The organism is Asanoa sp. NPDC049573 (assembly GCF_040676615.1).
In the GTDB taxonomy this organism is placed as follows: Bacteria; Actinomycetota; Actinomycetes; order Mycobacteriales; family Micromonosporaceae; genus Asanoa.
Window position 1 is genome coordinate 1 of sequence record NZ_JBFAPI010000023.1, and the last position, 16,667, is coordinate 16,667.

21 protein-coding genes are annotated in these 16,667 nt (G+C 72.1%); 12 read left to right on the plus strand and 9 right to left on the minus strand.

The window, feature by feature from the left end; translation table 11 throughout:
* The 3 genes from AB0J74_RS33880 to AB0J74_RS33890 all read left to right on the plus strand — a co-directional run.
* On the plus strand, positions 1 to 486 hold a 486-nt coding region (locus AB0J74_RS33880; protein WP_363455610.1), incomplete at its 5' end, for a cbb3-type cytochrome c oxidase subunit I.
* Between the two features lie 115 nt (positions 487 to 601).
* Complete coding sequence (locus tag AB0J74_RS33885; RefSeq protein WP_363455613.1) at positions 602 to 1,309, plus strand: lytic polysaccharide monooxygenase; 708 nt, start codon at positions 602 to 604, stop codon at positions 1,307 to 1,309.
* Between the two features lie 177 nt (positions 1,310 to 1,486).
* A complete protein-coding gene (locus AB0J74_RS33890) occupies positions 1,487 to 2,017 on the plus strand; it encodes a DUF305 domain-containing protein (protein ID WP_363455616.1) in 531 nt (176 codons plus the stop codon).
* On the opposite strand, the gene AB0J74_RS33895 is transcribed toward AB0J74_RS33890, so the two are convergent.
* Positions 2,014 to 2,778: a maleylpyruvate isomerase family mycothiol-dependent enzyme gene (locus AB0J74_RS33895; RefSeq protein WP_363455619.1), complete on the minus strand. Its 765-nt coding sequence runs from the start codon at positions 2,776 to 2,778 to the stop codon at positions 2,014 to 2,016. The two genes, AB0J74_RS33890 and AB0J74_RS33895, sit on opposite strands and share 4 nt — an antisense overlap.
* Positions 2,779 to 2,917: 139 nt before the next feature.
* On the opposite strand from AB0J74_RS33895, the gene AB0J74_RS33900 reads away from it, so the two are divergent.
* Both AB0J74_RS33900 and AB0J74_RS33905 read left to right on the plus strand, forming a co-directional pair.
* Positions 2,918 to 3,769, plus strand: a complete 852-nt coding sequence (locus AB0J74_RS33900; protein ID WP_363455621.1) for a hypothetical protein — start codon at positions 2,918 to 2,920, stop codon at positions 3,767 to 3,769.
* An 89-nt stretch (positions 3,770 to 3,858) separates the two neighbouring features.
* Positions 3,859 to 4,278 carry a hypothetical protein gene (locus AB0J74_RS33905; RefSeq protein ID WP_363455624.1) on the plus strand — a complete coding sequence of 140 codons (420 nt, stop codon included), beginning with the start codon at positions 3,859 to 3,861 and terminating at the stop codon, positions 4,276 to 4,278.
* On the opposite strand, the gene AB0J74_RS33910 is transcribed toward AB0J74_RS33905, so the two are convergent.
* Positions 4,272 to 5,501, minus strand: a complete 1,230-nt coding sequence (locus AB0J74_RS33910; protein ID WP_363455627.1) for an alpha/beta hydrolase — start codon at positions 5,499 to 5,501, stop codon at positions 4,272 to 4,274. The two genes, AB0J74_RS33905 and AB0J74_RS33910, sit on opposite strands and share 7 nt — an antisense overlap.
* A 94-nt stretch (positions 5,502 to 5,595) precedes the next feature.
* Between AB0J74_RS33910 and AB0J74_RS33915 the strand changes: the two genes are divergently transcribed.
* A complete protein-coding gene (locus tag AB0J74_RS33915) occupies positions 5,596 to 6,057 on the plus strand; it encodes an SRPBCC domain-containing protein (RefSeq protein ID WP_363455630.1) in 462 nt (153 codons plus the stop codon).
* On the opposite strand, the gene AB0J74_RS33920 is transcribed toward AB0J74_RS33915, so the two are convergent.
* Together AB0J74_RS33920 and AB0J74_RS33925 are read right to left on the minus strand one after the other, a co-directional pair.
* Positions 6,054 to 7,400: an MFS transporter gene (locus AB0J74_RS33920; RefSeq protein ID WP_363455633.1), complete on the minus strand. Its 1,347-nt coding sequence runs from the start codon at positions 7,398 to 7,400 to the stop codon at positions 6,054 to 6,056. The two genes, AB0J74_RS33915 and AB0J74_RS33920, sit on opposite strands and share 4 nt — an antisense overlap.
* 43 nt (positions 7,401 to 7,443) lie before the next feature.
* Positions 7,444 to 8,484 carry a glutathione S-transferase C-terminal domain-containing protein gene (locus tag AB0J74_RS33925; RefSeq protein WP_363455635.1) on the minus strand — a complete coding sequence of 347 codons (1,041 nt, stop codon included), beginning with the start codon at positions 8,482 to 8,484 and terminating at the stop codon, positions 7,444 to 7,446.
* Between the two features lie 124 nt (positions 8,485 to 8,608).
* Here AB0J74_RS33925 and AB0J74_RS33930 point away from each other — a divergent pair, with 124 nt between their 5' ends.
* Positions 8,609 to 9,586, plus strand: coding sequence for a sugar phosphate isomerase/epimerase (locus tag AB0J74_RS33930; RefSeq protein WP_363455638.1), 978 nt, complete (start codon positions 8,609 to 8,611; stop codon positions 9,584 to 9,586).
* 66 nt (positions 9,587 to 9,652) lie between these two features.
* On the opposite strand, the gene AB0J74_RS33935 is transcribed toward AB0J74_RS33930, so the two are convergent.
* A complete protein-coding gene (locus AB0J74_RS33935; protein WP_363455641.1) occupies positions 9,653 to 10,195 on the minus strand; it encodes a snapalysin family zinc-dependent metalloprotease in 543 nt (180 codons plus the stop codon).
* A 200-nt stretch (positions 10,196 to 10,395) separates the two neighbouring features.
* Here AB0J74_RS33935 and AB0J74_RS33940 point away from each other — a divergent pair, with 200 nt between their 5' ends.
* On the plus strand, positions 10,396 to 10,560 hold the full coding sequence (locus AB0J74_RS33940) for a hypothetical protein (protein WP_363455644.1): 165 nt from the start codon (positions 10,396 to 10,398) through the stop codon (positions 10,558 to 10,560).
* 93 nt (positions 10,561 to 10,653) lie between these two features.
* Complete coding sequence (locus tag AB0J74_RS33945) at positions 10,654 to 11,493, plus strand: alpha/beta hydrolase (RefSeq protein ID WP_363455647.1); 840 nt, start codon at positions 10,654 to 10,656, stop codon at positions 11,491 to 11,493.
* A gap of 20 nt (positions 11,494 to 11,513) precedes the next feature.
* On the opposite strand, the gene rnhA is transcribed toward AB0J74_RS33945, so the two are convergent.
* Complete coding sequence (gene rnhA / locus AB0J74_RS33950; RefSeq protein WP_363455650.1) at positions 11,514 to 11,966, minus strand: ribonuclease HI; 453 nt, start codon at positions 11,964 to 11,966, stop codon at positions 11,514 to 11,516.
* A gap of 66 nt (positions 11,967 to 12,032) precedes the next feature.
* Between rnhA and AB0J74_RS33955 the strand changes: the two genes are divergently transcribed.
* Together AB0J74_RS33955 and AB0J74_RS33960 are read left to right on the plus strand one after the other, a co-directional pair.
* Positions 12,033 to 12,467, plus strand: coding sequence for an SRPBCC family protein (locus AB0J74_RS33955; RefSeq protein ID WP_363455653.1), 435 nt, complete (start codon positions 12,033 to 12,035; stop codon positions 12,465 to 12,467).
* The gene (locus AB0J74_RS33960; protein WP_363455656.1) at positions 12,464 to 13,024 is read left to right on the plus strand and encodes a TetR/AcrR family transcriptional regulator; all 561 of its coding nucleotides are present in this window, start codon (positions 12,464 to 12,466) and stop codon (positions 13,022 to 13,024) included. The genes AB0J74_RS33955 and AB0J74_RS33960 overlap by 4 nt, the downstream gene beginning before the upstream one ends.
* Before the next feature lie 44 nt (positions 13,025 to 13,068).
* Here the strand turns inward: AB0J74_RS33960 and AB0J74_RS33965 are convergent, their stop codons facing one another.
* On the minus strand, positions 13,069 to 14,331 hold the full coding sequence (locus tag AB0J74_RS33965) for an MFS transporter (RefSeq protein ID WP_363455659.1): 1,263 nt from the start codon (positions 14,329 to 14,331) through the stop codon (positions 13,069 to 13,071).
* Between the two features lie 88 nt (positions 14,332 to 14,419).
* On the opposite strand from AB0J74_RS33965, the gene AB0J74_RS33970 reads away from it, so the two are divergent.
* The gene (locus tag AB0J74_RS33970) at positions 14,420 to 15,553 is read left to right on the plus strand and encodes an FAD-dependent oxidoreductase (protein WP_363455662.1); all 1,134 of its coding nucleotides are present in this window, start codon (positions 14,420 to 14,422) and stop codon (positions 15,551 to 15,553) included.
* Here AB0J74_RS33970 and AB0J74_RS33975 read toward each other — a convergent pair.
* Both AB0J74_RS33975 and AB0J74_RS33980 read right to left on the minus strand, forming a co-directional pair.
* Positions 15,532 to 16,014 (minus strand): hypothetical protein, encoded by a 483-nt coding sequence (locus AB0J74_RS33975; RefSeq protein WP_363455665.1) that lies wholly within the window; start codon positions 16,012 to 16,014, stop codon positions 15,532 to 15,534. The two genes, AB0J74_RS33970 and AB0J74_RS33975, sit on opposite strands and share 22 nt — an antisense overlap.
* Positions 16,015 to 16,051: 37 nt before the next feature.
* Complete coding sequence (locus AB0J74_RS33980; RefSeq protein ID WP_363455668.1) at positions 16,052 to 16,660, minus strand: tyrosine-protein phosphatase; 609 nt, start codon at positions 16,658 to 16,660, stop codon at positions 16,052 to 16,054.
* Positions 16,661 to 16,667 lie beyond the last annotated feature (7 nt).

The window sequence follows — 16,667 nt, forward strand, 5'->3', positions numbered from 1 at the left end:
ATGCTCGACGACCGGTTGGGCAAGGTGCACTTCTGGCTGACGTTCGTGGGCTTCCACACCACGTTCCTGGTGCAGCACTGGCTGGGCAACGAGGGGATGCCGCGGCGGTATGCCGACTACCGGCCGACGGACGGGTTCACCACGCTCAACGAGGTCTCGACGATCGGCGCGTTCATCCTCGGCGCCTCTACGCTGCCCTTCATCTACAACGTCTGGAAGGCCTACAAGGCCGGCCCGGTCGTGCTGGCCGACGACCCATGGGGGCACGGCAACTCGCTGGAGTGGGCGACCTCTTCGCCGCCGCCGTTGCGCAACTTCGACAGGATGCCACGGATCCGCTCCGAGCGGCCGGCCTTCGACCTGAAGTTCCCCGAGTTGGCGGCCGGTGCCCAGTCGATCGCCGGCCCGCCGGAGGGTGGCGCCAAGCCGTTCAGCCGGGAGTCCGACGGCGGCGCGTCGTACCCCGAGGACACTCCGCGGCGCTGAGGCACGCGTACGAGACATCGAGAAATTTCGTTAGGTCTATTTACTGTTAGGTTTGTTTACCTTATCTTTGGCGGCAGAGGGGATCGGTATCGCTCTATGAAGTGAGGAGGACTTCATGCGTAGACGCATCATGCTTCCGGTGCTGACCGTCGCCGCCCTGCTGGTCTCGATGTTCCTGGCCGCACCGGCTCAGGCGCACGGTTACATCTCCTCACCACCCAGCCGGCAGGCGCTGTGCGCGCAGGGTGTGGTGCCCAACTGCGGTGACATCGTGTACGAGCCGCAGAGTGTCGAGGCGCCCAAGGGTTCGCTGCAGTGCAACGGCGGCGGCAGCCGGTTCAGCGTGCTCAACGACACCAGCCGCAACTGGCCGGCCACCTCGGTCGGGCAGAGCGTCACGTTCAACTGGGTGATCACCGCCCGGCACTCGACCAGCACCTGGGAATACTTCGTCGGCGGCAGCCGGATCGCGGTCTTCGACGACCACGGCGCGCAGCCCGGCGCCACCAAGTCGCACAACGTCAGCCTCGGCGGCCGCACCGGCCGGATCACCGTGCTGGCCCGGTGGAACGTCGCCGACACCGGCAACGCCTTCTACGCCTGCGTCGACCTCCAGGTCGGCAGCGGCGGTGGCGGCACCAACCCGCCTCCGCCTCCTCCGCCGACGTGCGGTTCGCCGTGGAGCGCGAGCGCGGTCTACAACGGCGGCGCGATCGTCTCCTACAACGGCCGGCGCTGGCAGGCCCAGTGGTGGACACAGGGCGAGACGCCCGGCACCACCGGCGAGTGGGGCGTCTGGCGCGACCAGGGCGCCTGCTCCTGAACCGCATCGGGTACGGGTGCCCGCCGGTGCGCGGGCATCCGCCAGCCCGGCTTTGCTCTGCACCCCTGTGGGAAGCGGCTGTGGGCGTGGGGCGCTTTCTGCGGGGGTGCAGAGCAAAGCCTGACGAGATGGCAGGAGGCGCCCGGCGTGGCGGAACGACGATGGGTGATGGCCGCGGTGGCTTCACTTGCGGCGCTGCTGGTCGGCGGCTGCGGCGATACCAGTCAGGCGGCCGCCCCGGCACCGGCCCACAACGACACCGACGTGATGTTTCTGCAGATGATGCTGGCCCACCACGAGCCGGCCGCCAAACTGCTGGCGCTGGGTGAGAAGCAGGCGGCCGACCCCGCGGTCAAGGCGGTCGCGACCGAGGTGGCCACCGGCCAGGCCGCTGAGACCGCCACGATTCGCGACCGGCTCGCCGAATGGGGCCAGCCGCTGGTCTCCACCGCGAACCACGGCGCGCACGAGGCGCACGGTGGGCTGCCGCTGCTCGACGACGCCGAGTTGCTCTGCCTCGCCGGGCTGAGCGGCGACGAGTTCGACGCCACGTTCCTCACCATGCTGATCGGCCACCAGCACGGCGCGGTCGAACTGGCCCGGATGGAGACCGCGGGCGGGGCGGACCCGGCCACCCGGGACCTGGCCGCGCACACCGACGAGACGGTCCGCGCGCAGATCCAGCGGCTACTCAAGATGGCGGCCTAGAAGACCACCCTGGCCGCCGACAACGGGCTGTCCTTGGGTAGGTCGACGCCGTCGCGGCCGGAGAGGTGCAGCATCATCGCCAGCGTGTCGGCGGTGACCGACTCGACCGGGGCCCGGCCGCCGATCTGCCAGGTGCCTCCGGCCGGGCCGGTCAACTCCAGGCGCAGCGGCGGGCGGCGCCAGGCCCGGTCCAGGTCGCGGACGACCTGGCCGACGATCTCGTAGTCGTGGTCGTCGACCTCGAACGGGCGCCCGGTGGCCCGGGACAGCTCGACCCGGTGCATCCAGGTGTCCCGCGGGATCAGCACGTCGACCACGTAGCCGAGGTTGGGCTCCGCCAGTGGCGGCTCGGGGTAGAACCGCTCGGTCGAGATGCGCCGGAACAGGCCGGGCATCAGCCGGATCCGCCGGATCGCGACCGGGCCGTTGCGGGCCAGGTGGGCGACCAGCTCCGCGGGCGGGCGCCGGCCCAGGTCGTCGACCTGCACCCGGTTCTTCCCGTCGAGCGCTGTCCGGTCGGGGTAGCGCCGGCGGGCCGTGCGCAACCGGCGAAACAGGACGGTCGGCCGGGCGAGCTCCTCGTACTGGCCGCAGACGTGCGCGGCCACGTCCCGCACGTTCCACTCGTCGCAGTCGGTGGCCAGCGCCCAGTCGGTGTCGCCGAGAGACGCCAGCAGGTCGCCGAACGCGCGTAGCTCCGCCGCGGCGACGTCAGCGGCGCGGCGGCGGCTGAGCGCGTACGGCCGGGTGTCGGTAGCCATCGAGATCACCCCTTCCTTAGAAAGCTAAGCGCGACGCGCCGGGGGATCTGACCAGATTCGCCTAGGTTCCGTGAATCGCCAGTTATGCGAAGTTTCTCTGCATATATTCGCCAAGGGAGAGTTGTGAAGGGAGAAACTCATGGGGAAACTGCGCACGAGGGTGGGCTTGGGCGCGGCGGTGATCGGGCTCGGGCTGGCGCTGGGCGCGCCGGCTTTCGCGGACGGTGGCAGCTTCAGGATCAACAGTCCGCAGAGCGGCTCGACCATCTCAAGCACTCCGACCATCCAAGGCATGGGCCGGCCAGGTGCCCGGGTCGCGGTTGAGGCGATCAACCAGAACCAGAACCAGAACCAGCACCGCGACGGCTACGGCTCGCAGGGCAACGGACCCCAGGGCAACAGCCAGGAGGGGAACGGCCGAGAGGGCAACGGTCCGCAGGGCAACGGTCCGCAGGGCAACGACCCGCAGGGCAACCGGCCGCAGGGCGACCGGCCGCAGGGCGACCGGCCGCAGGGCAACGGTCCGCAGGGCAACGGCCCGCAGGGGAACGGCCCGCAGGGGAACGGCCCGCAGGGGAACGGCCCGCAGGGCAACGGGCCGCAGGGGAACGACCCGCAGGGCAACCGGCCTCAGGGCGACCGGCCTCAGGGCGACCGGCCGCAGGGCGACCGGCCGCAGGGCGACCGGCCGCAGGGCAACGGGCCGGCGGGCACCTGCAACACGACCGTCGCGCAGAACGGTCGGTGGGCGTGCACGATCTCGCCGGCGCTGCGCCCCGGCCGCTACAGGGTGATCGCGCGGCAGAGCCTGCCCGGCGCCGACAACGAGGTCGCGTCGGTCGACAACCTGCTGGTGCCCGGCGGCCAGCTGCCGGTCACCCCGGGCCCCGACCCGGTCCCGGTCGTCGCGGGCGGTCTGGTGCTGCTCGCCGGTGGTGCGATCGTCCTCGCGGCGACCCGCGCGCGCCGGCGCGCTCGGCACGCGGCCTGAGTAACCCGACCCTGAGGTGGAGCCGCCCGGCCGTGGCGGCTCCACCTCAGCCGTTTTCGCGGGCCTGACCAGCGGGTAGGTGGGACGCCATGACCGACGAGCACCGCCGACCGCCCGGACTCGACGACACCACGGTCGCCGCGCTCGGGAAGCTGAGCGAGGCGCTGGAGACTGTGGAGCGGGTCCGCGGACACCTCTACTCAGTGCACCAACTGACCGGCCACGCCGACCTGATGCTCGACGAGGCCGTCGAACTGCTCGGCCGAGCCGGTCATCAGGATCTGGCCGATGCCGTACGCGACGAGTTGATCGGCCGCAACGTCATCGAGGGCCGGTGGACCTACCAGATCGTCGAGGACTACGACGACGGTTACTACGCCGCCTTCCGCGACCTCGAGGCCCGGGCCCGGGGCCGGCTCGCCGGCGGGCGGCGGCACCTCTACGAGGCCGAGATGAAGGACCGCCGCCGGTCGAGAGGGCGGCTCGGCCACGAGAAGGGTCCTCAGTAGCCGCTTCCGCTGAGCACCGCCGCCGGCCGCAGGATCGAGTCGAGCCAGCCCAGGGCCCGCGCGTGGAAGAGCGTGCGGGCGCCGGCCTCGCAGTGGTCGCCGGCACCCTCCGCGATGCTGAAGGTGATCAGCTCCTTGCGGGTGGTCAGCGCGTCGTAGAGCTGCGGCGCCTGGGCGCCGAGCGGGTCGCCCTCGGCGTGGCAGATCAGCGTCGGGCAGCTGATCCGCTGGGCCCGGCCCTTCATCGTGTAGTCGCGCAGCATGTCGATGTAGGTCACCGAGTCGGCCGCGCCGTGCACGAGTTGCCCTCGGCGCAGCGACCAGCCCGCCGTCGGCCGCTTCTCCAGCCGGCCCAGCGTCGCGCGGACGATCGCCGTCGACGACGAGCGGCCCTCGGCGAAGCCGCGTGCCACCGGGGCCGGCATCCGTTGCAGCACGGCGTCGAACAGGTCGTACTCGCCGCCGTCGGCGATGCAGGCGGCCAGCCGCGGCTCACCGCTCGCCGCCCGGGGTGCGAGGTAGCCGCCCAGGCTCAGGCCGATCAGCGCGATCCGGTCGGGGTCGACGCCCGGCTGGTCCAGCGCGAAGTCGACCACCGGGGTGATCACGGCCTCCCAGTCGGGCCGCATGACCATTCCGCGTTGGAGCAGCGCCGCGCCCTGGCCGGGACCATCGAACGTCAGCACGTCGTAGCCGCGGGACAGGGCGGCCGCGCCGTTGAAGAAGAAGAGCTCCTCGGCGGTGCTGTCGTAGCCGCCGACGACGATCACCGTCGGCCGTTCGCGCAGGTCGCCCTCCGCGCGGAAGAAGTAGCCGGGCAGCGTGCCGTCGCCATAGGGGATCTCCACCTGCCGCGGCGGGAACGGCAGCAGGGCGGCGCCCCGCCGGAACGCGTCGGTCTGGCGCAGGTTGGCCTCGACGGCACGCCGGTCAAGGGGCGCGCCGAGCAGCATCGTGCCGGCGGTGCGGAAATAGCTCGACGCCCGCCAGTAGGCCAACCGGGCGCTCTCCACGTGCCCGGCCGCCTCCTCCGCCTCGGCCAGCTGCTGCACCCGGGTGGCCGTCAGCGTCCACTCCCGGTGCCAGCTGTCGAGGTCGGTGCCCTGCACCCGGGCCAGCGTCGCGAGGCATTCGCCGATGTCAGCGCCGCCGTACGCGGTGCTGCCCATGGTCCGGAGCGTCTGCGCGCCGAACAGCTCGTCCTTGGCGCCGATCCTGGTCATATCGCGACCTCCACCTGGGCTCGCCTCTCGCCAGCGTCGCACGCCCCTCACCTGGCAGGCTGGGGAAAGCCGAAAAGCAGAGGAGAACTCGATCATGACCAGTCGAGGGTACGAGGATTCGGCGCTGCCGCCGATCGTCCGGGAACTGGTGGTGCCGGTCGTCCCGACCCTGGCGTTCGACCTCTTCACGGGGCGGATCGGCGAGTGGTGGCCGCGCCGGTTCACCGCCGGCGGCGACGACCTGGCCGGCGTGGTGCTGGAGCCCCACGTGGGCGGCCGGGTCTACGAGCGCGACCGCGACGGCAGCGAGCACGAGTGGGGCGAGGTCGGCCTCTGGGAGTTGTCCCGGCGGGTCGCCCTGCGCTGGACGCACGGGCTGCGTACCCCCGGCGCCACGCTCGTCGATGTGAGCTTCGAAGCGGACGGCACGGCCACCGACGTGCGCCTCGAACACAGCGGCTGGCACGCCGACCAGGGCGCCGACCACGCCCGCTTCGACGCCGACGGCGGCTGGACCGAGGTCCTCGAGACCTACCGGGCCCACGCCACCCGCTAGATCCGCCGGGCCACGCCAACGGCGGCGACCGCCAGCAGGGTCGACAGGGTCAGTGAGCCGGCGAACGACCACCATGCGCCGATGCCGGCCAGCGACTGGAAGAGCAGCCCGGAGAAGGCCAGCGCCAGGCTGCCGCCGACCACGTCGCCGATGTTCTTGGCCGCGGTGTTGAAGCCCTGGGTGCCGGGCGCCGAGGCGGCCAGCACCAGCGTGCTGACCCGCGGGTAGATCAGGCCCATCCCGCCGCCGGCCAGCAGCCAGCCGGCGCCGACGAACACCCAGTGCGCCCCGGTCAGCACGGTCGCCAGTTCGGCGGCGGCGCCGGCCACCAGCAGCAGCGTGCCGAGCCGGATCACCCGGCCGTCCGGCCAGCCGCCGAGCCGGCCCTGCACGTGCGACCCGAGCGCCCAGGAGATCGAGCCCACCGTCAGCGTGAACCCGGACAGCCAACTCGGCAGGCCGTAACGGTCGTGCAGCAGTAACGGCAGGTAGACCTCGGTGCCGAAGAACGTGCCGCCGGCCGCGGCGGCGAGCAGCACCGCGCCGGGCAGGCCGGGGCGGGCGCGCAGGGTGCCCGGCGGCAGCAGGGTGCGGACGGTGGCGACCACGACCGCCGCGGCGAGTGCCGCCAGCAGCCAGCCGCGGGCGTCGGGCAATTCGGGAGACAACCCGGCCGCGATCGCGGCACCGGCGACCACCGCGGCCGTCGCGATCCGGCGCCCGCTGCGGCCGGTGGCGGCTTCGCCCGCGGGCAGCGGGCCGCGCAGCACCGGCACGATCACCAGGGTCGCGGCGGCGACCAGCACCAGCACGCCGAGGAAGACCCAGTGCCAGCTCCACGCGTCGGCGACCACACCGGCGACGAACGGGCCGACCATCCCGGGCACCACCCACGCGGCGGCGAACAGCCCGAAGATCCGCGGGTGCAGGGCGGCCGGGTAGACGCCGGCGACCAGCACGTAGAGCGCGACGGTGATGCCGCCCGCGCCGAACCCCTGCAGGACCCGGCCGGCGACGAAGACCGTCATCGTCGCGGCCGTCCCGGCCACTGCCAGACCGAGTGCGAAGACCGCGATCGCGACCAGCAGGGCCCGGCGCGGCCCGCGGCGATCGGCCCACGCGCCCGCCGCCACCATGCCGACCACGCCGGTCGCGGTGGTGGCCACGAACGCGAGCGAGTAGAGCGCCCGCCCGTCGAGGTCGGCGGTGATGGTGGGCATCACGGTGGCGACCGCGAGCGCCTCGAACGCGGCCAGGAAGACCAGGCCGGTCGAGCCGGCGGTGGCCAGCGCGTAGCGGCGGCTGAAGAGCTGCGGTCGGGTTTCGACGGCGGTGGCGGTCACCGCACGATGATGGGACCTCAAGCCCGCTTGAGGTCAACCGGTTTCAGGCCTGGGGCGTGTGCTCCGGCGGCACGACCTCGTCCGCGCGCACCGGCCCGGGCGGGGTGCCGTCGCCGAACGGGCGACCGCCGAGGGCCTCCCGGCCGTGCGGGGCGAGCCAGCCCGACAGGTCCGGGCCCAGCGGCACGATCCCGGTCGGGTTGATGTCGCGGTGCACCTCGTAGTAGTGCCGCTTGATGTGGTCGAAGTCGACCGTGTCGCCGAAGCCGGGCGTCGCGAACAGGTCGCGGGCGTAGGCCCAGAGCACCGGCATCTCGCTGAGCTTCTGCCGGTTGCACTTGAAGTGCCCGTGGTAGACGGCGTCGAACCGGACGAGCGTGGTGAACAGCCGCACGTCGGCCTCGGTGATCGTGTCGCCGACCAGGTAGCGCTGCCCGGCCAGCCGCTCGGAGAGCAGGTCGAGACGGTCGAAGAGCCGGTGGTACGCCTTCTCGTAGGCCTCCTGCGTCCCCGCGAAACCGGCCCGGTAGACGCCGTTGTTGACGTCGCGGAACACGCCGTCGTTGACCTCGTCGATCTCGGCGCGCAGCGCCTCGGGGTAGAGCTGCGGCGCGCCCGGCCGCTGGTAGTCGGTCCACTCCAGCGACATGTCGATGGTGATCTGCGGGTAGTCGTTGGTCACCACCTCGCCGGTCGTGACGTCGACGATGGCCGGCACGGTGATGCCGCGGTCGTACCCGGGGAAGCGCTTGAAGAACGCCTCCTGCAACCGCTCCATCCCGAGCACCGGGTCACGCCCGCCCGGTGCCAGGTCGAACGTCCAGCTGCGCTTGTCGTGGGTCGGCCCGGCGATGGCCATCGAGATCGCGTCTTCCAGGCCGAGCAGCCGGCGGACGATGACCGCCCGGCTGGCCCACGGGCAGGCCCGGCTGACCACCAGCCGGTAGCGGCCAGGCTCGACCGGGTAGCCGTCGCGCCCGTCGCGGGTGATCCGGCTGGCGATGTAGCGCTGGTCACGGGTGAACTCACCGGCGGGGTTGACGTAGACGCCCTGCCCGGTCGTGGCTTCCGACATGGCTCCCATACTGCCTCGCGTTTCTGGGGATTGCCGGGCGTGAATCTTCCCCCCGGCTTGCGCGCCGGGGTAGCTTGGCCAAGCATCGATGCTGGTCGAGTTTCCCGTCCCGAGCGCCAGGAGGCAGTCATCCATGTGCGTCAACGACCACGAAGCACACCAGAGCGCCCAACCGCTGGGTGAGGAGCAGCTACGCACCCTGACCAGGCGCGGCGCGCTGCGGGCCGCGGGCGTCGCGGCCGCGGCCGGCGCCGTCGGAGCGGTGGGCCTGGGCGCCGCGCCGGCCAGTGCCGGCGGGCACGGCGGCGGCAGCCACGGCCGGGTGCCCCGTGACCACATCAGCGTGCAGCTCTACACCCTGCGCGACCAACTGGCGGCCGACCTGGAGGGGACGCTGGCCGCGCTCGCCGACATCGGCTACACCCGGGTCGAACACGCCGGGTTCGTCGGGCGCACCGCGGCGCAGTTCAAGGCCGCCCTCGACGCCGTCGGCCTGCGCTCGACGTCCGGGCACGTGGGCATACCCCAGCCGTTCGACGCCGCGACCTGGCAGCGGGCCCTGGCCGACTCGCGGCTGCTCGGCTCGCGCTACATCGTCCACCCGTTCTTCGGGGTCGGCGCCAACGGCATCATCCGCGACTCGGCGACCTGGCGGGCGTTCGCCCGCGACCTGAACAAGGCCGGCGCGCTGGCCCGCAAGGCCGGGCTCGACTTCGGCTATCACAACCACCACTACGAGTTCTTCCGCCTCGATGGTGGCACCCGCACCGGCTACGACATCATCACCGAGGAAACCGACCCCGACCTGGTGCACCTGGAGATGGACCTGTTCTGGGTCACCCGGGGCGCCAGCGACCCGGTCGACCTGATCCGGGCCAACCGCGGCCGGATCCGCCAGTTCCACGTGAAGGACATGAACGACGCGGGATCGTTCGAAGACGCCGGCCAGGGCCTGATCAACTTCGCCCGGATCTTCGAGCACGGGCGCGAGGCGGGCATCGACGAGTTCATCATCGAGCGCGACGACGCCGGCATCGCGCCCCGGGTGCCCGCGGACGCGATCACCACCGCCCGGGTCGGCTACAACTACCTGGCCAACCTTCGGTTCTAGCTTTCGTACGGAGCGGGCCGCGGCTCAGCCGACTGTGCCGCGGCCGAACTCCTCGCTTTCGACCTTCTAAGCAGCCGGTTGCCAGACGAAGGTCTGCGCCGGGACCCGGCTGGTGACCGAACGGAAGCGGCTGTTCACGTCTGCTGCCTCGCGGCTGTTGGGGAAGGCGTTGGTGCAGGAGACCGGCGCGCTGCTGCCGGACATGAGGTCGGCGCACAGGCCGGTGCGGCGGTCGGGCAGGCCGAGGATGTGGCCGAACTCGTGTGTGGAGATTCGTGGCTGGTAGTAGCCGTCGTTGACCGCCTCGCGGCCCATGTACCAGTAGCCGTTGCCGAGCGACGTCGTGTAGGTGCGCGGCCAGCCGTTGTCGGCGTAGACCCGGATGTTGGGCGTGCGGCCCGCGGGCACGGGTTCCAGGCGGACGTTGGTCACCCGGCTGTTCCAGTTCTGCGCGCCCTGGTGGACCACCGACACGAACTCCTGTGCCTGGCTCGCGTCGTAGTAGAGCACCCGGACCGCGGCCTGGGCCACGCCGGCCGATGCGAGTTGCACGCCGACCATGGCGGCCGCGACCAGCGCGAGGGTGAACAGTCTGCGGCGTAGGACCATCGGGAGGCCTCCTCGTGGGATGGGTGGCTCCCAGGGTATCGAGATACATCGATCAGTTGGCCATCCCGGCGGGCACCTACCGCGGCGGGATGGTATGGCAAGCCCTACCCCCGGTTGGGTTGCCAGTGGCAATGACGGGGCGCGTTCGGGCCGGAAGAGTGCTGGAGGTAGGGGTGCTGCGTCGGTGAGGGGGACCGGGGATGGAACGGCGGTACACAGTGGGCATCCGGTTGGCGGCGTTGTTGCTGCTGGTCGGGCTCGGCGTGACGGCGGGTGGGGTGCTCGGACGGTTGCCGGCGGTGGCCGACCTGACGCGGCTGCCGTCGGTGCCGCCGGTCGGTTGGGTGGTCGGCGGAGGTCGCTGAGCGACGCGCCGAAGCTTCCGTGACATTTCAGGCATAAGCCGCGTTATTGAATGCGGGCTCGTGCCTGCCCCCAGAACACCCACGGAGGCTTTGTTGAAGAGAATCCTGGTCGCGCCGCTGCGGCGATTGACGCTGCTGATCGCGATCTGCGCGCTCGCCTCGCTCGCCGTGCCGTCCGCGGTCGCCGCGGCTCGCCCCGCGACCGTCGAAGACGCCTACCCGGTCAAGCCGACGATCGTGCTGGTGCACGGCGCCTGGGCCGACGGCTCGTCATGGAACGGCGTCACCCAACGTTTGCAGGAGGCCGGCTATCCGGTCCGGGTGCCCCCCAACCCGCTGCGCAGCCTGCCCGGCGACAGCGAGACGATCGGCGACTTCCTCTCCACCATCTCGGGGCCGATCGTCCTGGTCGGACACTCGTACGGCGGCGCGGTCATCACCAACGTCGCGACCGGAAACCCGAACGTGCGCGCACTGGTCTACGTGGACGCGTTCGTTCCGGACGAGGGCGAGACCGTCGCCCCGCTGGTCGGCGACGACTCGGTGCTCTCGGGTGACCCGGCGCTGGTCTTCGACTTCGTGCCGTTCCCGGGCGCCGCACAGGGCGACGCCGACCTCTACCTGAAGGAATCGGTCTTCCTCAGCGGCTTCGCCACCGGCCTGCCGACCGAGGCGGCCCGGGTGCTGTGGGCCAGCCAGCGCCCGCTCGTGGCCAGCGCCAGCAACCAGCCGTCCGGGCCGCCGGCCTGGAAGACCATCAGGTCGTGGTACGTGCTGGGCGAACGGGACCAGGTCATCCCGCCGGACCGCCAGCGGGCGATGGCCGAGCGCGCGGGTTCGGCGATCGCCAAGGTCGACGCCGGGCACCTGTCGCTGATCACCAATCCCGACGAGGTGACGGCGGTCATCCTCGACGCGGTGCAGCACTCCTGAGTTTTCCGGTGCGGCCGGCCCTAACGGCTGGCCGCACCGTCACGGGCTTCCCGAAGGCCGCGGTTGGCCAGGCCGTCGGCGCGGTCGTTCTCCGGGTGGCCGGAGTGGCCCTTGACCCAGAACCAGCTCACCTCGTGCGGCGCCAGGGCCGCTTCGAGCCGCTGCCACAGGTCGACGTTCTTGACCGGGGTCTTCGCGGCGGTCTGCCAGCCGTTGGCCTTCCATCGGGGCAGCCACTTGGTGATGCCGTCGCGGACATACACGCTGTCGGTGTGCAGCCGGACCACCACCGGCCGGGTCAGGCTCTCCAGCGCGCTGATCGGCGCCATCAGCTCCATCCGGTTGTTGGTGGTCGCGGTGGCCTCGCCGCCGCACAGTTCCTTCTCGACCGTGCCGAAGCGCAGGACCGCGCCCCAGCCGCCCGGCCCCGGGTTGCCGCTGCACGCGCCGTCTGTCCAGATGTCCACGGTCATGCCGGCACCCTACCGACGACCGGTGGCCCCCGACCGGGCGGCTCGCCCGGATGTACCATCTGGTACATGATGCTGACGACGAGCGCCGACGCCCGCGCCAACCTGGACGCTGCCTGGGCCGTGCTGCGCGACGTGGCCGACTGGCCGCGCTGGACCGCGTCGATGACGACGGTCGAGCGGCTCGACGAGGGGCCGCTGCGGCTGGGCAGCCGGGCGAGGATCAAGCAGCCCGGCATGCAGCCCCTGGTCTGGGAGGTCACCACGTTCGAGGATCGCGCCGAGTTCTCCTGGACGAACCGGTCACCGGGAGTACGCACGGTCGGCCGTCACCTGCTGCGCGCCAACGACGACGGCTCCACCCGGATCACTCTGGAGCTGCACCAGACCGGCCCGATCGCCGGCCTGCTCAACCTGATGTTCGGCCGGCGCAACCGGCGCTACCTCGACATGGAGGCGGCGGGCCTGAAGGCCGCGAGCGAAGCCGCCGCCGCGCGCGGGTGAGCGCCGCCCGCGAGGCGCTGCTCGACCGCTGCTTCGACGTGGTCCGGCGGCGCGGGTTCAGCGACCTGAGCCTGCGCGAGATCGCCGCCGAGGCGGGCACCAGCCACCGGATGCTGATCTATCACTTCGGCTCCCGCGATGGGCTGCTGGCCGAGGTGGTCGGCCGGATGGAGGCGGCGCAGCGGGCGCTGCTGGCCGACCTGGTCACCGACGACACCGACATCTTCGCGGTCTCCGCCGCGTTCTGGGCCCACCTGACCACCCCGGACCTGCTGGCCGCGCAGCGGTTGTTCTTCGAGGTGTACGTGCAGGCGCTCTACGGTCGCGAATGGACGGCATCCTTTCGCGAGTCGGTGATCCGGGCCTGGGAGGCACCGCTGGTCGAGCTGTTCACCCGGGCCGGTGTCTCCGGTGAGCGGGCTCGGGTGCACGCGCGGTTGGGGCTCGCGGTCACCCGCGGGCTGGGTCTCGACCTGCTGATGACAGGGGAGCGGGCCGAGGTCGACGCCGCGATGGCACTGTTCGGCGAACTGGCCCGGCGCGACCTGCGGGGTTGATCACCGCTTGCTCTGCTGCCTATATGGCAGCAGAGCAAAGCGGGTCAAACAGCCGCCTGCGTCGGCACCGCCGCCGGCTCCGCGCGGACCAGCGACGCCGGTCCCGGCCCGGCCAGCCACCGGAATGTCAGCCCGGCCACGACACACCCCACGCCCTGCACGGTCAGCAGCGTGATCACGTCAACGCGGTCGCCCAGCGCACCCGCGATCCCGGCCCCGATCACCGACGCGATCGAGGCGCCCATCCAGATCGCCGAGAACGCGCGGCCGCGCAGCCGGTCCGGTGTCTCGATCTGGAACAGCGTCCAGATCGCGCCGAGATGGATCCCCACGGGGAGACCGACGACCACGAACAGCGCGAGAACGGGCCAGAACGCACCGTCCCACCGCGGATAGTTGAAGATCACCACGTCGACCACGCCGAAGAAGGTCCAGCAGGTGGCGATCAGCGGGACCGGTCGGAAGCGCGCGGTGACCCGGGTCGCGGCCAGGCTGCCGATGATGCCGCCGACCGCCTGGGCCGACATCAGCCAGCCCAGTTCGCGGCCGCCGGCGTGGAGGGCCTTCGTGACGTAGACCGCGAACAGCGTGCCCATCATGCCCTCTCCCACCGACGAGACGGCGATGATGACGAAGATCGCGCGGACGATCCGGTTGCGGCCGACGGCGCGAAGGCCCTCGGCCAACTCACGCACCAGATGCCGTTCCGGTTCGGTTCCGGGCTCGACGACCGCGCGATGGGTGCCGCGGATCAGACCGCACAGCGCGGCCGCGATCGCGAACGTCGCCGCGTCGACCAGCGCCGCGCCGGCCAGGCCGCTGCTCACGGCGATCACGCCGCCGAGGGCCGGGCCGACCAGCCGGGCCAGGTTGTTGTTGAGCGTGTTGAGCGCGTTGGCGGCGGGCAGCCGGTCGGCGTCGACCAGGCGGGGCAGCAGCGCGTTCTCCGCCGGCTGGAAGAACTGTGCGAGCGCCTGCGACGTGAAGGCGACCGCGACCACGATCCAGACCCGCTCGGCGTCGTCGACCAGCAGCAGCGGCAGCAGCGCGAAGACCTGCAGGACGTTGGCCACCACGACGACCCGCCGCCGGTCCCAGCGGTCGACGTAGACGCCGGCGACCGTGCTGGCGGCGATCGTTCCCAACAGCGACGCCGCCACGACCGTCGCGACCGCGGCGGGTGAGCCGGTCAGCCCGAGCACCGCGACCGGCAGGGCGATGCCGAGCACCCAGTTCCCGGTCAACGAGATCAGTCCGGCGAAGAACAGCAGGGCGAAGTCGCGCTGGCGGAGCGGGCCGAGGTCCACCCGGCGACTATTCCAGTTCCGCCGGCGTCCCGGGGCCGCTATGCTGAATCAAAATTCAGTGAATCAAAATTCAGGGGAGGTACGCCGAATGCACGCGATCGTCATCGGCGGCGGCGTGGCCGGCACCGTCAGCGCCATCGCACTGCGGCGGCAGGGTGCCGAGGTCACCCTGTTCGAGGCCCATCCCGACCCGGGTGGCGAGGTCGGCTCGTTCGTCAGCCTGGCCGTCAACGGCCTGCGCGGCCTCGCCGCGATCGACTGCCTGGAGCGGGTCCGGGCGGTCGGCATGCCGATCGCCCGGTTGCGCATGTGGTCAGCGAAGGGACACGTGATCGCCGACGTGCCGCGCGGCCGCCGGGCCGCCGACCCGATGCGCAGCATCACCCTGATGCGCGGCCACCTGGTGGCGGAACTGCGGGTGGCGGCCGAGGAGGCGGGCGTCCGCCTGGTGACCGGCGAGCGCCTGACGGCGGTCGACTCCCGCGGCACGGCCCATTTCGCGAGCGGGCGCTGCGCTACCGGCGACCTGCTGGTCGGGGCCGACGGCATCCGCTCGGTCGTGCGCGGCGCCCTCGACCCGGCCGCGCCGACGCCCCGCTACGCCGGCGTCTGGGTCATCTCCGGCCGATCACGGGCCGCCGATGCGGGCGGCGGCACCTTCAACATGACGGTCGGCGCGCACGGCGCCTTCGTCCACGTCATCCCACCCGACGGCGGCGAGATCTGGTGGCAGGCCCAGGTCAACGCCCCGAACCCACCGGCGGACGACACCGGCGACCGGCTGACCCGCCTCGACACGCTCTTCGCGGCGGAGCCGATCCCCCGCCAGATCATCGCGGCCACCACGCACCTGCACCGGCACAGCGTCAACCAGGTGCTGGCACCGGTGCGGGTCTGGCACAACGCCCACACCGTGCTGGTCGGCGACGCGGCCCACCCGGTCGGCGCCGGCCAGGGCGCCTCGATGGCGATCGAAGACGGCGTCGCCCTGGGCGCCGCGATCGGCGCCGCCGCGACCGTCCGCGATGGCCTGGCCGCCTACGAGGCGGCCCGCCGGGACCGGGTCACCCGGGTGCTCAGGGCCTCCGACGACAACCGCGAGGTCAAACAGGCCGGCCCGCTCCGCCGTCGCGTCACGGAGGTCGGCATGTCCCTCTTCTTCGCCCGTTTTTACGAGCGCGCCACGGGTTGGCTCTACGACTACGAACCGGTGCCGCGTTGACTGGCCAACCCGCAGGCGAGCAAGGCGACGGCAACGGTCAGAAGGTCTTCCGTCACGGCCGCCGTGAACGCGGTGGCCTTCTCCGTGCCGGCCCAGCGCCGCCAGGTCGCGCCCGCGTAGCTGCCGACGACCGAGCCGGTCACGCCGGCCAGGGCGCCGAGACCGGGGTTGCCGCCCGAGCGCACCGCCAGCGCCGCCCCGGCCAGCGCTCCGGCCGCGATGCGGCTGGTCAGGCCCTGCCGGGACAGTCGACTCGGGACGGTGGGGAGCTTGTCGCCCACCATCTCCGCCGCGGCGCCGGCGGTCAACAGGACGCGGCCACGGGTGGTCGCCACCCGGTCGAGGAGGCGGTCGGCCCTGGTCGGCTCGGTGGTCAGGGCGACCGCCGCGAGACCGGTCATGCTGCGGCCGCCGGTGGCCACGCCGACGAGGAACGAACCGGTCAGGGCTGTCGACTCCATGTCGAACACGCTACCGGGGGCGCGACCAGGACATGGGCTAGTCGAGGAGGCGCGCGCGGACCGCGTCCAGCAGCGTGGCGTCAATGCCGCAGTCGGCCAGGTATTTGGCGACTCCGCCGTACGCCCGGTGCAGGTGTTCGATGGTGTTGACCATGACGATCCGCTCCACGCCCGCGGTCAGGGCGTAGTCGTCGGCGACCTCGTCTTCGGGCACGCCGGCGACCAGCAGGAGCAGTGCGACGAGCACGCCGGTGCGGTCTTTGCCCTCGTGGCAGTGCACGATCACGCCGCCGGGCGGTGCCTCGGCCACCGCCCGGAACGCGGCGCCGATCCCGGGGCGGCTGTGGTCGAGCAACGCCGCGTAGCTGTCGGGCACGAGTTCGTAGTCGTCGTCGCCCAGCAGCGGGACGTGGGCATAGAGCGGGTCACCGGCGAATGGGCTCGGGCGGGCGGCGCACTCCCGGGCCCAGCGAAGGTCGACGATCCGGCGGACGCCGCCGGCCCGGATCGTGGCGATCGTCTCGGGGGTCAGCCGGTCGTGGTTGTCGGAACGGAGCAGGGCGTCGGGTCGGATCCGCCGGCCGCCGGTGGTGGCGAGACCGCCGAGGTCGCGCACGTTGGTGCAGTCCGGCCAGTCCAGGATCACGGCCCGG

What these genes read in the sequence shown, in the direction of transcription:
- AB0J74_RS33885 (WP_363455613.1), top strand. Translation starts at nt 602, where the DNA reads ATGCGTAGACGCATCATGCTTCCGGTGCTGACCGTCGCCGCCCTGCTG.
- AB0J74_RS33895 (WP_363455619.1), bottom strand. Translation starts at nt 2,778, where the DNA reads ATGGCTACCGACACCCGGCCGTACGCGCTCAGCCGCCGCCGCGCCGCT.
- AB0J74_RS33900 (WP_363455621.1), top strand. Translation starts at nt 2,918, where the DNA reads ATGGGGAAACTGCGCACGAGGGTGGGCTTGGGCGCGGCGGTGATCGGG.
- AB0J74_RS33905 (WP_363455624.1), top strand. Translation starts at nt 3,859, where the DNA reads ATGACCGACGAGCACCGCCGACCGCCCGGACTCGACGACACCACGGTC.
- AB0J74_RS33910 (WP_363455627.1), bottom strand. Translation starts at nt 5,501, where the DNA reads ATGACCAGGATCGGCGCCAAGGACGAGCTGTTCGGCGCGCAGACGCTC.
- AB0J74_RS33915 (WP_363455630.1), top strand. Translation starts at nt 5,596, where the DNA reads ATGACCAGTCGAGGGTACGAGGATTCGGCGCTGCCGCCGATCGTCCGG.
- AB0J74_RS33925 (WP_363455635.1), bottom strand. Translation starts at nt 8,484, where the DNA reads ATGGGAGCCATGTCGGAAGCCACGACCGGGCAGGGCGTCTACGTCAAC.
- AB0J74_RS33930 (WP_363455638.1), top strand. Translation starts at nt 8,609, where the DNA reads ATGTGCGTCAACGACCACGAAGCACACCAGAGCGCCCAACCGCTGGGT.
- AB0J74_RS33935 (WP_363455641.1), bottom strand. Translation starts at nt 10,195, where the DNA reads ATGGTCCTACGCCGCAGACTGTTCACCCTCGCGCTGGTCGCGGCCGCC.
- AB0J74_RS33940 (WP_363455644.1), top strand. Translation starts at nt 10,396, where the DNA reads ATGGAACGGCGGTACACAGTGGGCATCCGGTTGGCGGCGTTGTTGCTG.
- rnhA (WP_363455650.1), bottom strand. Translation starts at nt 11,966, where the DNA reads ATGACCGTGGACATCTGGACAGACGGCGCGTGCAGCGGCAACCCGGGG.
- AB0J74_RS33955 (WP_363455653.1), top strand. Translation starts at nt 12,033, where the DNA reads ATGATGCTGACGACGAGCGCCGACGCCCGCGCCAACCTGGACGCTGCC.
- AB0J74_RS33970 (WP_363455662.1), top strand. Translation starts at nt 14,420, where the DNA reads ATGCACGCGATCGTCATCGGCGGCGGCGTGGCCGGCACCGTCAGCGCC.
- AB0J74_RS33975 (WP_363455665.1), bottom strand. Translation starts at nt 16,014, where the DNA reads ATGGAGTCGACAGCCCTGACCGGTTCGTTCCTCGTCGGCGTGGCCACC.